The sequence below is a fragment of the uncultured Porphyromonas sp. genome, from assembly GCF_900541275.1.
In the GTDB taxonomy this organism is placed as follows: domain Bacteria; phylum Bacteroidota; class Bacteroidia; order Bacteroidales; family Porphyromonadaceae; genus Porphyromonas_A.
Genome location: NZ_UQJH01000018.1, coordinates 1 through 17,184 on the forward strand (window position 1 = coordinate 1; position 17,184 = coordinate 17,184).

Genomic DNA, 17,184 nt, shown 5'->3' on the forward strand with positions numbered 1-17,184 from the left:
AGGAGACTGATCCGCGGTCTCTCCATCAGGCGCTTGTAGACGTAGTAGAGGGCAATGCCACAGATCAGTAGGTGCATCAGGTGCATCACCCACGGCAGCCCGCCGTCGGGCATATCCAGCCGGTCGCCCCTCACCCTCAGGAAGAGTGAGATCAAGCAGGCGAGCGACCCGACAGTGTAGAAAAACTTATTATTCATATCTGCCAACAAAGGTACCAACTCCCTACCTACTGACGAAAGTCTCTTTGCTATCAAAATAAAGAGAGATCGCTCATAGGATGATCCACAAGGCGTATGAACCCTTCTAATTAGAAAATCCACACCTTGATTCTAAGTTATATTAGGAAGTCAACTGACTCAAATTGCCAGTCGGAGATAGCATTATAGTAAAAAGAGTAGACATATTGACGGGAAATTAAGAAGATTAGACCCGCATTTGAGGATCTTTGTTTGACTTCACTTAAATTGTCTATAGATTTGTGAGGTGCCCAAAGGGGCCCATAGCGAGCAACCATAATCACATAGGACATACACCTTAATCTACATTTCATAACATGGTCAAACACTTCTCTACCTTACTAAGGATGGCGACCATCACGATCGCCACCGTATTGGTGTGCAGCTGCTCCCAGCAGATGCAGTCACCGACCCCTCCAGAGGATGTGGTCACTGAAGACCCCTACTTCGTCTCAGAGGCGGATGCCCGTCAAGTGGCGGAGTCATTCATCCAGAGCACGGGCCTCAGAGCCCTCACAGACTCACGGATCTCACTGTTGCTTGACGACCTGTCCCTCACAGAGAAAAAGGAGACAGATCAGCAACCGGCCTACTACGTCTATGAGCTCGACAAGGGGGGCTTTGTGATCGTCTCCGCCACAAGACTGGCCAGCCCGGTGCTGGGCTTCTCGCTACAAAATAACTTCAGCAAGGACAATCGCAATATGCGCTCCTTCCTCTCCGTACTCTCCGACCAGATCAGGGAGGCGAGAGTGGCTCTCACCGCTAATGATCCCGAAAAGGACGATCCTCGATACAAGGAGGGTGAGGAGGTCCCCGGTATGGGGCATGTCGTGGTGCCGATGATGCTACGCACCAGATGGAACCAGGATGAGTTCACCGGTGGTCTCCTCCCGCGAGGCTACGCCATCGGCTGTCTCGCCCTCGCGACTGGTCAGGTGATGAAGTTTTGGTCCTACCCCTCTGAGGCCATGGGCTCCTACAGCTACACGGACAAAAATCTCGGCCCGATCCACCACGACTACGATTATAAGATCCACTGGGACGCGATGCCCAATATCAATAGTGAGCGAAACCCGATGCTGGAGAAGTTCTTCTTCGGGCTGGCTATGTCGATGAATATGAACTTTGGTCCGGAGAGCGGTGCCGTCATGACAGACGTGCCGAGTGCCCTCGCACGCCACTATGGCTACCCCAAGGATATGTACGTCCAGCAGAGAGGAAACACTCGGGCTGCTGAGTGGATCGTAGGCGTCAAGGGGGAGATCGACAAGGGACGTCCGGTGCTCTATGGTGGTCAGGGAGATGGTGGCGGTCACGCCTTCGTCCTCGATGGATACACCGACCAGGACTTCTTCCACGTCAATTGGGGCTGGGGTGGCACCTCCGATGGATGGTTCCGCATCGATGCGCTTAATCCTGATGACCTCGGCACCGGTGGCGGTACCGGTGGTGGCTTTAGCAAGTATCAGCATATGATGATGAACTTCCAGCCACCACTCACAGCCACTGGCGATGACACCAATCCGGTCCCCGGGGATGAGGAAGAGGAGACCGAGGAGGTCGTCTACTCCCCCGCCTATGGTCTGTCACAGCTCTACGCCTTCCTCAGCTTCACCCGCTTCAATGGGAGGGAGACCTCTTCCGGTCCCGAGTCGTACACCTGCTTCCCGGATCGTATCATCCCGGCTGACCGGAGCAAGGGGATCACCTACCTGATCAATCCCACCTTTACCGCAGACGTGAAGCCGGCATGGATCAGCATCTGGATGGACATAGATAATGATGGCTACTTCGCAGACTACGAGATCTTGGCTCAGCACGAGAAGGTCTCCGGTCCTGTCGAGGGCGTCATCCAGATCCCCGAGATCATCTCCGATGGATCGCACCGTATCCGCGTCTACTTGTCTCTGGATGGTGCACCCTCAGCACAGAAGAATACGCTCAATGGTGAGGTAGAAGACTACGTCGTCGTCATCAAGTAACCACTAAATCGAATATTATGTTGAAAAAACGCCATACCGTCCTACTGCTGTCACTTATGACACTCTGCGCGCTCCTCTTTGGATGCTGCGAAGAGGAGGACCCGGTCATCCCTGTACAGTCCGTAGAAGTCAATAGCGATGGAGCAGTACATCAGCTGGCCTTAGGTGAGACACTCAAGCTCTCCGTGACCATTACTCCGACCGACGCCACTGCCGATGTCATCACCTGGACCTCCTCCGATCCCACGATCGCCACGGTCAGTGATACCGGTGTCGTCACAGCCCTGAAGCCCGGCGAGGTGACCATTACCGTCACCGTGGGTGGGAAGAGCTCCAGCTTTACGCTCACGATCTATGATCCCAAGGCAGGCTTCATCACACTGGACATCACAGAGAAAAGTCTCCTCGTAGGGGATGAGCTCACCCTCACCCCCACAGTGAGTCCCGAGACCCTGAAGGACAAGACCATCACCTGGACCACATCAGACGACAAGGTGGCTTCAGTCAGCGATAAGGGTATCGTCAAGGCACTGGCACCCGGCGAGTGTACGATTACTGCAGCGCTCTCCAATGGTGAGACCGCTACGGCAAAGGTGACGGTGACCAATTCCTTCTCCATCAGCCCGACATCACTTGAGCTATTTCCGGGGGAGGAGAAGACGATTGCCGTAACCGATCCCAAGGAGAGAAGCCTGACCTGGGAGAGCTCCGACCCCTCCATTGCGACAGTCGATGGTAAGGGGAAGGTGACAGCTGAAGCACCCGGGAAGGTGACCGTAACAGCCTCCACGGACACCGGGGAGAAACTCAGCTGCGAAGTCACCGTCAAGACCCCACCCTTGGCGATCGCAAAGTCCACCATCGAGATGAATGTCGGTGATGCCACGATCCTCAAGACTACTGGTGGCTCCGGTGAGCCCCTCGAGTGGGTCAGCTCCGCCCCCGCCGTCGCTACAGTCTCTGCGACCGGCAAGGTGACCGGCAAGGCTGCCGGCAAGGCAACGATTACCGCAACGGACAAGAAGATCAACCAGAGTGTCACCTGCGAGGTGACTATTATTGCTGATAGAGCCGTACGTACCATCGAGGTCACGCCACGAGAGATGAATATTGAGGTAGGGTATGTCCACTTCTACACGCTGACCGTCCTGCCTAAAAATGCCGACAATGCGGAGATCGACATCTGGTCGGACAACAAGGAGATAGCCGAGCCCACCACCTTTAAGGAGAGACCTTGTATCTGGGGCAAGAAGCCGGGTACCACCACGATCCACTTCGCTACTAAGGACAAGAAGCACGAAGCCACGATCAAGGTGACCGTGACTGCCCCGGCTCTCGAGTCTATAGTGCTCAATCCTGCGAGCGTGACACTGAAGCCCGGTGGCACCAAGCAGCTCTCCGTAGTACTTGATCCTGAGGAGGCACTGATGCCAGTCCTCGTGTGGAAGTCGTCTGATCCTGCCATTGTCACCGTCGACGATGCCGGCAAGATCACTGCTGTGAAGAATGGCAAGGCGACGATCACTGCGACAGTCAAGGGAAGTACCCTCTCTGCCTCATGCTCCGTCGTGGTTACAGACGAGACGATCCCGGACATTCCCGGTCATGAGCTCTAATTCCTCTCTCACCGATCAGAATCATCAGATAATACAATGAGATACCACCATATAACATATCTACTACTCCCGCTCCTCTGCCTCCTCTTCGGGTGCAAGCAGGAGGGGATCCGCCCGGAGGACGACACAGCATCGTCTGATCCGAGGACGCTCACCTTCCATGCCACGGTAGACGATGCCGTCACCCGTGCCATGGTCGAGGAGATCGATGGATCGCTTGACCTGAGCGTCAAGTTTACGCCCAAGGACAAGATCTTACTCTTCGTCTCACAGGCCGACACGACAATTTTCCTCACCACCAAGCCGACCGATGTCGGTACAGATGGCAAGAAGTGTGTCTTCGAGGCTACTCTTCCTGAGGACATTGATATCACTAAGCCGATGACCATCATCGGTTACTCGGGTCTCCAGGATGCCATTAGATATGGCACAAATCTTCCCTACAGCTTTGTGATGGACAAGGATCAGGTCTACCTGGAGGCAACCCCCATCAACGGCAACGACCTCACGAATATGAGGCCACCGGTCTCCTTCTGCCTGAAGGACTGGACGGTCTCTGAGGCTAAGCTCTCCGGTCTCGATGTGACCTTCAGCCACATCGGAGCCTATGAGGTGATCCACGTGACCAATAAGGGGACCAAAGAGACCGTCGCCAATAAAGCAGAGGTCTGCCTGACAGATGTCGCGGCCTCATTCCCTCCTGCGACCCCATGGACCTACGCCTCTGAGTGGGATCGTACGACTAAAAAGAATATGTACCCCTTCCTCAATCTTGCCACAGGTGAGGTCATCATGGCACCCGCTGGATACTCTCCCAAGTCGATCCGCGCAGCCTCTATCCCTGTGGACGGCAAAGGCATCTACGTCAATTGGTTCCTGCCCCGGCCGGGGGCTACCTTCGGCTCCGTGGGTCTCTGCTACAAGAATGGGGTCAGCTACAGGGGAATGGTGAGCACCGCCAGTCTCTCTAACGACCGCCCCATTGAGGTGGGACACGCCTACCATGTCTACGGAGATATACTTGACGATGGGATAGTCCTCAAGACCAAGGGCGGTGACGAGGTGCAGCCCAAGAACCCTCGCATCACCTTCACCACCACCCTCGAGAAGGGATCCAAGATTACCCTCTACACCTACTTCGACTTCCGCGAGCGCGAAAATGCTTTCGTAGACCTCAATGGCAATGGTATCAAGGATGAGGGTGAGGGGATAGACATAGCCATTGGCGAGTACACCAAGACTGTTGATAGCCAGACTATCACCATCTATGGTAAGGCACAGGCAATCAAGCTCCCCGAGTCCGGCATCACCTCCATGCGCCTCTACGATCAGTCAGACCTGACGCAGCTGGATCTGACTAAGAACGAGATGGATGGTAAGGCTCTCGATCAGATGATGGAGGACCTCCCCGACATCCACCACGTCAAGGCAGACTACGTCAATCCCAAGACCCTTAAGATCGAGCGCAATCCCGGAGAGGACTCCTGTGATCCCAAGATCGCTCTCGCTAAGGATTGGAACATTGATATTCCGGTCATCGATGATACTAAGCCCTACATCTACCTCTGGATGGCCAGTAGCACCAGCGATATTTACCTCAATGTCGATGCTGCAGAGGCAGATAGGGAGAATGTCTGGATCGACCTCAATGGCAATGGTATCAAGGATGAGGGCGAGAAGATCACCCGCTTCGGCATGGAGCAGGACAAGATGGTTGCCCTCACTGCGACTTCCTCCAATGTCGTACTCTATGGCAAGGTGACGATGCTCTCCGCACCGGAGAGTGGCATCTTTGCTGTCATCGAGTCCAATCACACGAGCCTCAAGTACGTCGACCTGTCAAGCAATGGTCTTGTGGCATTCTTCCTCAAGGACATGATCAATCTGGAGTACCTCAATGTATCGGATAATAACTTCCAGCTCCAGGCGATACCTTTCCTTGTCGGGTGCTACCCCAAGCTCAAGGTGCTCGATATGAGCAACTCCAATATCTCCGCTGTGACAGGTGGGTTTGGTGAGAATACCGAGCTCGTCTCTCTCAATGCCAATGGCTGCAACCTTGGCAAGATAGACCTCACAGCCAATACTAAGCTCCAGACGCTCCTGCTCTCAGGCAATGGACTCGAGGAGCTCAGCATTGGTCATCTCAAGGATCTGAGGTACCTCGAGGTGATCGGCAATAATATGAAGAGCCCCGCTCTCACGCAGGTCATCTCCGATCTCTGCACCGTACCCGGTAATGTTCCCGGCCGACTCTTCGTGGGTGGAAACCCCGGATCCTCCGGCATCGATATATCCCCGGCGATGAAGAAAAATTGGCAGGTGGATATCGATCACCTCAAGGGAGACAACTACATCTTCCGCCCCGGATTTAAGGGAGAGAAGTGGTAACGCATAGATCATACCATCCACAGACACCTTTTATGATTATGAAACATACTAGCCTTACACTCTCGCTCCTCTCACTGCTTGTCCTACTGGGCATGGCAGCCTGCACAGCAGACACCGTCGGGACTCCGGAGACACCTGACCCCGTACAGGGCGACCGCACCTTTACCCTTCACGTCTCTAATCCCACCAAGTCGGGCTTGAGAGCCATCGTGAAGGACCTCAACTCCGACGACATCATCCTCAAGTGGGATAAGGATGCATTCGCAATCCATCTCATATACAGTCAGGAGGGAATGCTTATCGATGGCGGGCGTATCGCCCCGTCACTGGTCACGATAGACGGCTTAGAGGCGCTGATGGACTTTACACTGCCTCAGTCCGTTGACATCAAAAAGCCCTTTGACCTCTACGCAGTCATCGGACAGGGTGTCAAGATCCGGGACGGCAAGATCCTCACACGCGTCGATGCTCATACGATGTATGCCCTGACCGAGACCTCATCCAATAAGGATGATCTCGCACCTATGTATGCAGTGATCAAGGGCATCACGCTCAAGGATCGAGAGCTGGAGGCGGAGTTTATCCACCTCGGGACGATGGCCTCTGTTGTCATCAAGAATAGCTCTGACAAGCCCTTCCGCATCTCCGGTCTCGCTATGCTCCCCAAGGATGAGACAAAGGCCTTCTACCTGCCCGGCTCGCTCCCCTTTGCCGGAAATGCCGATCTCCCCTATCTCAACATCCTTGATCAGGAGGCTAAGCCGGTGATGATCCGCACAGAGGTCACCTATCCGGTCTACGACATAGCCCCCGGTGAGATCTCCTATGGCGGATTCTGGTTCCGTCCCACGGGAGAGGAGTGTCCTGAGACGGTATTGGCAGCCTACGACACGACTACCCGCACAGCGATCCTCAGCAAGCAGTCCAAGCCCGCCAGGGCAGCACTGGAGATAGGCAAGGCCTATGCCCTCTACGCCGAGTGGGATGGCACCGAGCTGAAGCTCCTCGATGAGGAGCCAGAGAATCCTCTGCCCGCAGATCAGCCCTACATCGAGCTCACCACCACTAAGGCGGTAGGCGACACGATTAAGCTCAATATCGATGCGCCTATGAGCGAGCGTATCAATGTGTGGGTCGACCTCAATAACGATGGCAAGCGTGAGCGTGGAGAGTATGTCACCTCATTCACCGATGAAAAACGCGGATCGGTAATCCCCTTCAAGCTGGGGTCTCAGACGATACGCATCTACGGAGAGGTGACAGCTCTGACTGCTTCTAAGCAGGACATCACAGCCATTGATGCCTCCAATCATCCTGCACTCGAGTCGCTGACGATCGATGAAAATCCGATCACCACACTTGATGTGAGCGATAATAAGTCTCTCCAGTACTTGAGTGCCTACGACTGCGAGATAGAGACCGTCCGGCTGCCTATCTCCATTGAGCTCCAGGAGATTTACCTCGCCGGGAATAAGCTCAAGAGACTGATGATCTTTGCCCCGGGTATGTATGGATTTGACGTGAGCGACAATCCCGACCTCTCCAGTCTCCAGTTGGCAGCCCGCAACTACCCAATGCTGATGGTTGCCAGCTTCAGTGGGTGTAAGCTCGACAAGGATATGATCGAGGGCGTCTACAATAAGTTTGCCGCGGAGCAAGCGGTACCGAAGTACTACGACTGGATGTATACCGTCCAATCATATGACAACCCCGGCTCCAAGGATGCGGACTTTATGATCGCTGTCAATAAGGGCTGGACCGTCTACCAGACGAGTAAGGACACGCCTGATGGCAAGGAGTGATCTAAATCCTCTGAGCTAATCCTCCTCCCGGAGGTCAGCCGATAGATCCCTTCATAGAGGAGGGGGCAGAGTAATGACAGACTCTGCCCCCTCCTCTTTATTTGGTATTACTACCACGCTTCCCCATACGAGGGCATCGCGACTGCGAGGAGACTGATCCGCGGTCTCTCCATCAGGCGCTTGTAGACGTAGTAGAGGGCAATGCCACAGATCAGTAGGTGCATCAGGTGCATCACCCACGGCAGCCCGCCGTCGGGCATGTCCAGCCGGTCGCCCCTCACCCTCAGGAAGAGCGAGATCAGGCAGGCGAGAGACCCGACGGTATAGAAAAACTTATTATTCATATCTGCCAACAAGGGTACCAACTCCCCCGCAGGCATAAAAGAGAGACGCCCGCAAAGAGCATTACTCCCCACGGACGCCTCGTCAGTGATAATGGCGATCAGATAGTATAGGAGAGACCGAGAGACAGTGTACCTCTCTGTTGCATATCAGGATTGTAGGTATAGGCTGTCTGGAGGAAGAGACCCTTGTAGTGAGCTCCGACACCTGCGCTATAGATCATATGCCTCATCTGCACGGAGGCACCTATGCGTAGAGAGAGCATCTGTCGCCAGAGATACTCACCACCCACGCCCCCATATAGTCCATAGTAGGGGCGGAGGTGATAGAAATACCCTCCGGACAGAGCCAAGCCAAGAGTGTGGTCATCGGTCAGTGCGGTATGCAGACCGGCTCGGAGCGCAAGTGCAGAGGGGAGACTGACCTTGCCCCTCACATCTGTGCTGCCGCTTGACGTCCGTCCTCTGTACGAGAGCTTAGGACCGACATTATCGAGCGAGAGAGCCATCGTACTATAGACGACTTGGTCATCCGCCAGTCGGAAGTTATCCTCATAGGCAACACCGACGGAGGCTGCTACACCTCGTGCTGTCACGCCAACACTACTCATAAGGTAAGAGCCGCGTATGTACCCACTGAGCTTTCGGCTAAGCGCCATTGCGACAGCGAGATCCACACTCCCCTCTGAAGGGGTGAAATGCCCAAACACATTGCCGGTCTCGCTTGTCAGTTCTACAGGTAAGCTTCTCCTTACCCTCCCTCCGAGAGAAATGTCAAGACCTCTGCGTATACGGTAGCATCCGGCAAAGCTATGTGTCGCTCCTGAGGCATTCTTAGTTAATGGTATCGCTACCACGCTATAGGAAGCAGACCACTTCTCGATGCCGTTAAGAGAAAGTGTAGGGAGCGAGTAGAGTGGCTGACTCGGTGATAGTGAAATGTTTCCGCCCATAGCAATGCTTGCCACATCGGTACTCTCTGAAGGAAAGCTAAAAACGCTCTCCTGTGCGTCCAGTGTAGCCGACAGAGAAGTTGTGATGAAACAGCAGGCAGCGAGGATCCGAGTACTGCGTACCATATGCTTTATTACTCTTTTCATAGACTTAGTTCTTCACAATGGGCTTACTATATGTCTTGCTGTCAGCTGTGATCACCAAGGTGTAGCGACCTATAGCGAGGTGAGACGTATCAATCCTGACTACCCTATCACTATTCTCTCGGACAGTCACATACCGCTGAAGTACCTCTTGACCGGCTGATGAGATCAGAGCAATCTTCGCTAAATAGATATCCTCAGACAGCTCCACCACAACGTGATCATAGCAGGGGATAGGATACACTCTGTAGGCTAGCTCGTCCGGTACGATATCCACTCTAAGTGGTACCCTCACAAGAGCTCCCTTGGCATCCTTTGCCGTCACCTCTAAATGAGCTTTCCCGAACACCAGCCCTTTGAGCTTAAGCACCGAACCACTCAGATCAATACCTATCAGCTGAGGAGAGTAGGACTTGACCTCATAAGAGACAGCATCACCCTCCGGATCAGAAAAATACTGTCTCAGATCCAGCTCTACGGATGCCCCCAGACCCTTAAGGCGGATGAGCGAAGGCTCCTTTACGACGAGAGGAGACTTATTCTGTGCTATCTCGTAGGGGATCGAAACCATCGTCTCCTCATATCCGTCTGATACGACAAGTATGAGTGAGTACTGTCCCTCTCCTCGGAGGCGTCTGAAGGTTATCTCTAGCGCATCTCCATCTCGATGACACATAGCAGCCTCCGCATCTCCTGACAGCCGGTAGGTCCAGTCGTGCCCATCGGGATCTGATATGCTTAGTCTTAGTGTAATAGGGGTAGCATCAGTAAGGAAGACCGGCTGTATTCCCTTGACAATTGGCTTGTGATTGGCTCGTGTACGAGCGCTGAAGAAGACCGGCTGCCCCTCGTGGTCCCATCTGTCTACCGGGACAAGAGCCAGTGAGTAGGCGTGGTCAAGGAGTAAGCCCTTCAGAGTGTAGACCACCTCATCCCCAGCCTTGTACTTAGCAGCCTTGACCTCCACGGTCTTGCCGCCACTCATCCGAGAGGCGTCCGAGAAGGGTTTCTCACCATAATAGAGGTTGTACGAGAGTGCTGTCCCGTCATCCTCATCAGTCACTGCCGGGAAGTGAATGGTGAGCGAGTCATAGCCATCATCAACCTTGACCTCCCGTATGGCTTGAGGTGGCAGGTGCCGGTCAATAGCGAGTGCCTTAGTGGCATCGATATAGCCTGCTCCCAGCTTCCCTCTGTACTGGGGATTGATCTCCTCTATGTCGTATGGCCGAAGGGAGTGAAGCAGCCTATGCATAAGCTCCTCATTGGTGAAGCCCTTGCCACCAAACTTAGATGCGATCAAGGCAGCCACGCCGGTCACCAATGGCGCAGCCATAGAGGTCCCCTGCATATACCCATAGAGATCATCGGCAATAGTACTCAAGATAAATGCTGTGGGGTTACCAAATCGATAGTCTCCACCGGGAGCAGATATGTCTACCCAATCTCCGTGATTGGAGTAAATGGCTCGTACTCCTGTCGGACCATTTGATCCGACGGCGATGACCCTCTTATAGGCCGGAGGCATATAGTAATACTCCTTATTATCGTTACCGGCAGAGAAGATGACCACTCCGCCCTTCATCGGAGAGGAGGGGAGCTGCTCTCCGGTAACAGGGTCGCACCCGGCGTTGTCGATAAAATAGTCAATCGCCACCTTATAGGACTTAGGGATGGCATCCGGGTCCGGACCTCCACCCATTCCCCAGGAATTGTTGGTGATCACAGCACCATGATCCGCTGCATAAGGAAAGGCATTGGGCGCAGCACGGAGGTTCGCAATGTCCGAGATGATCTCACAGCTCATGATCTTGACACCACTGCCACGAGTCCCGTCTCCTCCAGCAACACCTGCGATCCCGACGCCGTTATTGCGCGAGGCTGCTATGACACCCGCCACGTGTGTACCATGATCACCAGGGTCTATCTCAGACTTTTCCTTACTAAAGTTGTACCCATGGAGATCATTCATCTCAGGATTAGGGGAGGGGTTGGTCCAGATATTATCGACCAGATCAGGGTGATCTACCTGTACACCCTCGTCAAGCACGGCGACGATTACCTTATTGCTCCCAGTCTCTTCTTTCCATGCGTCAAGCACATTAATGTCAAAGCCGGGTACAAAGCCTGGCTCCTGCCCTCTATTGTAGAGGTACCACTGGTCGTCAAAACGAGGATCGTTAGGAATGGTAGAAGCACCTGTGTCAGACCGTAAAGTTGAGCGGGCGGGCTCTGCCGATCGGATCACACTACTGGATGGAAGAGAGATCACTGGTATTGCCTCAGCATAGACGATACCATCTATCTCCTTTGCCTCATCTACAGCGCGCAGAAGAGCTCTTGTGGATGTCGGCTTAGCATCTGGAGAGAGCGTAATATCGTACCAGAGATGAAGGCCTGCCCTCCTCCGGCGCTCTCGATAAGCCCCCTCGCCCTCATCAAAAACCCTTGTCACACTGACCACGCCAAGCCTATCCATAAAATCCTGTACCTTAGGATCTTCAGCACGTAGGGTGCCGTGCTCAAGGGCGTTGGCGAGCTCCTCTGTCACCTCTATACGTATCGCCTCGTGAGAGATCCCATCCTCTACAGGCTCCTCGGTCGCACTCTGATCCTTCGGCTCCAACCCTGACTCAGGCGTGGTGCAAGAGGGGAAGAGACCAATAAGGAGCAAGGCAAGACAGGGAAGAAATAAATCAGACTTACTCATAACTCTAATCTTCCTCAAATGGAATGTAAAGCATCACGACAAGGGGTTGACCGGAGAGCACGGTGGCAAAGGAGGTGACGCGGGCACTTACCGCCATTTTCCTGGCACGATTGATATAGAAACGCTCCCAGATATCACCGGTTTGCCGTGTCTCAGTGAAGCCCTCCCTCTGAAGCAGATCCTTAAATTCATCCGTCATCTTGAATGTCCCCCTTGCCGGTGAGTAGAAGAACTTACTGATATCGTATGTGAAGATCCTCATATTGACCAACTTATCATCCTTGAAGAGGTAGTCCCGACCAATGTAGGTCTTGTCCAGTACATCGAAGAAGTAATATCCATCCTCGCGATTAGAGTTCCTATCCGAGTAGGTACCACCATGTGTGGACTCCCATGCCAGGACCTGCTGACGAGAGAGGTTCATCTCTCCGATACCGTCTGGCAGGTGGTCAAATGTAGGCATCGGTCCCTGCTGCCTCTTCATAATATTGAAGACCACCTTTGGCTCTACAGAGGGTAGCCCATAAGCAAGATTAGCAAAGATCTCATAGGTAGTACCGTTATGGATCACCTTCTTAATAAAGACGCGCTCCATACCACTATCTGCCTTGTACTCAAACCCGGCGGCCTCAAGTAGCTTAGTAAACTCATCATCCAGCATCTCTGAAGCGGTCTGACACTGCATGACGACCTCACGTAGATTGCGCCGATCAAAGCTATACTTGATCTCGTAGAAGAGAGGGCTCACCGTATGATAGGTGTGTGCACCACCGGAGAGATAGCTCGCATTTTGCACCACTCGGCTGTGACGAGCCTCCTCAAAGTCCTTCACCTGCTCCTTAGTAGACTCAGGCGTAAGTAATGGGAGGAGATAGTAGAGGGTACCCTCCTGCCGCACATTGAGCTTAATGGACTGATCCTTTGTCCGGACGAAAATAATCCCCATCCGTGCGGCCCTTTCGCTATTCTCCGCTATAGTAATGAGGAGCTTGCTACCGAGGGTGACCTTGTCTGCCTTGATCCAGGAAGCCCCTTCTGCAATCTCACAGGACCAGTTAGGATCCTCTGTCAGGACATCAAGAGAGACTGTCCCACCAAACTGGCTCTCTCGGACCTCTCTTGCGCCCCCTTCTCCGTCGGGGACCAGGAGAGCCTCACCAGTGAGATTGAGAGTGCTCTTCTCAGCCATCTGAGTAACATCGATCCTCCGAGACAGACCTCCGGTGGAAACAAGCACATAGGTCTGTCGCTGCTCTATCATACTATTGGGAGCCGCTTTTAGGATCACTGTATTTGCTCTCTGATCGATGAGAAGCCACGATGCCCCCGAGACAGCTGTCCACTCAGTCTGATTGGTCTCCACGGCTACCTCCCTCTCACCACCCTGTGTCGGGAAGTCAATGGTGGTGTAGTCCGCCAGCTCAAGAGTGGCAGGCGGGACGATCTCTGACGTACACCCAGACAACAGCAGGAGTACGAGAAGCAAAGGATAAAAATGTCTATTCGTATTCATAACCATCAGCTTCTTTTCTTTGTCGTGAAGGGATAATAGACCACCTCGGAGGTTATGCCATCCTCATCATAGCCAAAGACCACTATCCAGTACTGAAATCCCGGTAGCATCCGCTCATACTTGGAGCTATCCTTACTCTCCGGTGAGATGATGTACTTCCCCTTTGTCAGGATGGTCTCATCGTGGATAAGCTTCCACGCACCCTTCTCCTTGAGATCCTCACGCTTGGAGTAAAACTTGCCATAATTATCTCTCACCAATGCTACTACATACTGTAGATCATCCGATGAGGGCTGCACGGTTGCTATGATGCCATTCGTAAGTATGTCCTCTACATTGATCTCAAATGTGAGTCCCTTCTTGACCTGTTTCGGCGTCGTGAAGGTGATAAATGAGACGTCACTCGTCTTCTCGCCCTTTTCTGTCAGTCCGTAGGCATAGAAGACATACTCCGTATCCGGAGTAAGTGTGGTGGCACCCACCTCCTTGGATGGCAGATCCTTCTTCACACCAGTCGAGATCTGACTGCCGAGCACTGTAGTCCACTCTGCTCCCGAGGAGCTGAACCACCTCTTGTCGTACTCAAATATCCCTTCTGCACCTCCATTCTTTTCCCAGTTTTCCTTATCAGTCACAGAAGCGTAGTAGCTCATATCAGACTCGGACGGGATTATGTCAAAAAGACCCGTAACGGCATGGAGATCATGCGCCTTGAGCTCAAAGGTCAGCACCTTCCGGGGTGCAGTAACAGTGACCATGCAGGAAGCAGAGACACCCCCAATAGTGGCTTTGATCTCAGCATCACCGGCAGAAACAGCTGTCACAACGCCTCCTACAACAGTAGCAACCCTCTCGCTAGAGCTGCTCCACACGACACTCTCAGCCGAGAGTGTGGAGGGCGATAGGGTTGCTATCAGGGTGAATTGCTCCCCCACGATGAGAGACTTCGTATGCTCGCTAAGCGTTATCTTGGTCTCCGGTGGGGTAGTGGTACCACCTCCTGTTGTTCCTCCGCCCTTGGGGATCATAAAGGTCTGGCCTTTGAAGTAAATGATGATATGAGTGTCGGTCTCCTTTATGTCAAGACCGCTCTCGCTGGTGCCACCGGTAGCCTTCACAGGTGCTCCGTCAGCCGTCGTTATGAGATGCCAGCTCTTACCATCTAAGCTGTACTCCCAGTACCCCTTTGGGCTCACTCTGAGCAGAGGGGTGACACCTGCTACACCATCTAAGCCCTGGGCTTGGATTTTCCTGCCATTAGGATCAAGCATCCAAGATCCATTGAGAGTCCAGTAGTAGATATGATCCTCAGGGTCCTCCTTGACCCCTACAGCAGAGCTGCTTCCGTCCTTTCCATGAAGGAGCTTGATAGTGGTGCCATCGGTAAAGGTAAGCAGGTAGCCGGTACCATCGTCCAGGGGACGGTAGCTATCTACCATCTTCTTGCCCGCCTGAGCAGAGAGCAGGCTCTTCAGAGCCTGGATTTCTTGGTTGGCCACTGCGGTGTTTTGCTCCACCTTAGCGAGCCTTGACTCGTGATCATCCAGTCGACGACGCAGGTCGTCCAGCATCGGATTAGTGCAGGACTGGATACAGAGCAGTGGCAGCATCACCGCCAGAGCATATAAGATTTTTGATTTCATAACTGTAAAGGTTTTGAGGGTTTATGTGATATGATCGAGGTCCATTGACCATCTATATAGTTGCGTGATCGCTAAAGTCGATTTCCGTCGCCTGATCCCAATAGACACGGAACATCATCTTGAATGTTTTGTACAGCTCGGGATGCTCAATGATCAGAGCCGTAGTATTTGGCTCCGGAATAGCGGGATCGGAGAGGGGGAGCATCAAGGTATTACCCCCAAAGAGAGACATCTTAATCGGGAGCTCATCCACCATACGAGCCGAGACACCAAGCTCGTGATTCTTTGTGTGAAAGTAATTATTTCCGCATTGTTCAATCTCAGACCGCTCGTAAAGGACCTGAAGCCTAACTCCTCTATCTATGAGTTTTGCATTAGCATCAGCCTCATGGATGGCTTCTTCGTCTGATATAAAATAATCCCCTTTGCTCATCTCTATGATCTCGTCCCGAGCGTTAGATCTAAGATCGTTGTACCTATGTACGATCTCAGCATGCCCCTTCAGGATCTCAATAAACTCATAGTCACCGAGCCGAGTCGCACTATTATTATAGAGTTCGCCCATCTCCTCTTTCAAGGTGCTACTGAGCTCCTCCATACCCCGGAGTCGCTCTCGCTCAGGACGCATAAGACTCTCAAGTGCCAGCTTGGGGTCTACAGCACTATAAGTCAGTATATTTCCGTCTGTGTTCTCTCTGCAGAAGCCTTTTTTCTGGAGTGAAGTAAGGACTTCATACACTTTGGTGCGCGGCACGTCGGCGAATTTCGGGATGGCAGAGGCGGTGATCTCCTCTATTCCCAGTAGCACCCGATAGACTTTGGCCTCTCTCTCAGATAAACCAAGAGATATGAGACTGGAAACAATGTCAGTATTCTTACTCATTAATTTAGTATGCAGGTATATCTTGTTATACCCCCTGCGGGGGTAACACGAAACAAAAGTAGTAATAAATTCTTATTCTCCAAATATTTCCGCGTTTTCTTGACTACAGATCAAAGAGATACCCAACTCCTACACTGGAGAGCTGGGGGGGGTAGAGGAGCAGAGGCTGCCCCGATCACCCCGGCTAAGTGGCGGTCACCTCGCCTGCCCGGAAGTTTCAGCGGTGCAAATACAGCACCCCTATGGGGAGGAGTTGTCTCACAGAGTCTCTCCGTGTCTCTTTCGGACTAAAATCGCCTCTTCTGCACTCTTAGCCACCTTGTGTCTTGAGGTATAGCTAAAGAGCGATGACCCCACAGGTACGTCACCATTCGCCGGACCGAGCAGGGATGACGCACATAAAGCCACTCTCCTTACCATGAAGAGTAGAGAGCGAAGCACCCCTTGCGGGTGCCATCATACCATCTACCTACTTGTCCCCCATTGTAACCCCGAGGATAAGGATCGCCCGATCACGAAGCACCCCTTGCGGGTACCCGCTTCCTAGCCACCTGTCGAGGGGCGCAGCCCCGAAGACCCGTGGACCAGGCATCGCAAACGACCCCGCAAGGGTGTCGCACTGATTGCCTGACTCGTAAGTTCGACGCCCTGGCGGGGTCGTGGGGAGGGCTCTGCTCGGTGACCCGCAAGGAGTCGAGGGGGTAGGGCGGGTCTGGGTACATCGGTCACCGCTTCGCAGATGACCGATGCCTAGCCTATGGAGCGAGCACCCTTCGGGTGCCTCACGGTTCGTCCGACTTGTCCGAATCGTCCGATAAGAGGCCACCACAAGGAGGTGCGTTTTGCTTTGCTGCAAAGCACTGGAGCGTCACCCCCGCCTGACCAAGCAGCAGAGGGGCTGTGAATTGCAATTTTGATTACCTTTGTCGTGGGGTGGAGGTCTTATCATCAGCACCAAGAGTAGCAA

Annotated in this window: 10 protein-coding genes and 1 pseudogene; 4 read left to right on the plus strand and 7 right to left on the minus strand. The window is 53.2% G+C overall.

The window, feature by feature from the left end; all coding sequences use genetic code 11:
• Positions 1 to 197, minus strand: a pseudogene (locus QZR17_RS06840) (hypothetical protein); the annotation flags it as partial.
• 386 nt (positions 198 to 583) lie between these two features.
• Here QZR17_RS06840 and QZR17_RS06845 point away from each other — a divergent pair.
• Genes QZR17_RS06845 through QZR17_RS06860 form a run of 4 tightly spaced genes read left to right on the plus strand, consistent with a single transcriptional unit; the run spans position 584 to position 8,030 of the window.
• Positions 584 to 2,221, plus strand: coding sequence for a C10 family peptidase (locus tag QZR17_RS06845; protein WP_297129316.1), 1,638 nt, complete (start codon positions 584 to 586; stop codon positions 2,219 to 2,221).
• Positions 2,222 to 2,238: 17 nt separating this feature from the next.
• Entirely contained in the window at positions 2,239 to 3,837 is a 1,599-nt protein-coding gene (locus QZR17_RS06850) for an Ig-like domain-containing protein (protein ID WP_297129319.1), read from the plus strand.
• 36 nt (positions 3,838 to 3,873) lie between these two features.
• Positions 3,874 to 6,228, plus strand: a complete 2,355-nt coding sequence (locus QZR17_RS06855) for a leucine-rich repeat domain-containing protein (protein ID WP_297129322.1) — start codon at positions 3,874 to 3,876, stop codon at positions 6,226 to 6,228.
• A gap of 38 nt (positions 6,229 to 6,266) precedes the next feature.
• On the plus strand, positions 6,267 to 8,030 hold the full coding sequence (locus tag QZR17_RS06860; RefSeq protein WP_297129325.1) for a hypothetical protein: 1,764 nt from the start codon (positions 6,267 to 6,269) through the stop codon (positions 8,028 to 8,030).
• Between the two features lie 110 nt (positions 8,031 to 8,140).
• Here the strand turns inward: QZR17_RS06860 and QZR17_RS06865 are convergent, their stop codons facing one another.
• The 6 genes from QZR17_RS06865 to QZR17_RS06890 all read right to left on the minus strand — a co-directional run bounded on the left by QZR17_RS06865 (position 8,141) and on the right by QZR17_RS06890 (position 16,217).
• A complete protein-coding gene (locus QZR17_RS06865; RefSeq protein WP_297129327.1) occupies positions 8,141 to 8,374 on the minus strand; it encodes a hypothetical protein in 234 nt (77 codons plus the stop codon).
• Between the two features lie 98 nt (positions 8,375 to 8,472).
• Positions 8,473 to 8,982 (minus strand): hypothetical protein, encoded by a 510-nt coding sequence (locus tag QZR17_RS06870; protein ID WP_297129329.1) that lies wholly within the window; start codon positions 8,980 to 8,982, stop codon positions 8,473 to 8,475.
• 493 nt (positions 8,983 to 9,475) lie between these two features.
• Entirely contained in the window at positions 9,476 to 12,178 is a 2,703-nt protein-coding gene (locus QZR17_RS06875) for a S8 family serine peptidase (protein ID WP_297129332.1), read from the minus strand.
• Between the two features lie 4 nt (positions 12,179 to 12,182).
• Positions 12,183 to 13,691 carry a BACON domain-containing carbohydrate-binding protein gene (locus QZR17_RS06880; RefSeq protein ID WP_297129335.1) on the minus strand — a complete coding sequence of 503 codons (1,509 nt, stop codon included), beginning with the start codon at positions 13,689 to 13,691 and terminating at the stop codon, positions 12,183 to 12,185.
• Positions 13,692 to 13,696: 5 nt separating this feature from the next.
• A complete protein-coding gene (locus tag QZR17_RS06885) occupies positions 13,697 to 15,334 on the minus strand; it encodes a PL29 family lyase N-terminal domain-containing protein (RefSeq protein WP_297129337.1) in 1,638 nt (545 codons plus the stop codon).
• A gap of 52 nt (positions 15,335 to 15,386) precedes the next feature.
• A complete protein-coding gene (locus QZR17_RS06890) occupies positions 15,387 to 16,217 on the minus strand; it encodes a helix-turn-helix domain-containing protein (RefSeq protein WP_297129340.1) in 831 nt (276 codons plus the stop codon).
• Between the last annotated feature and the right edge of the window lie 967 nt (positions 16,218 to 17,184).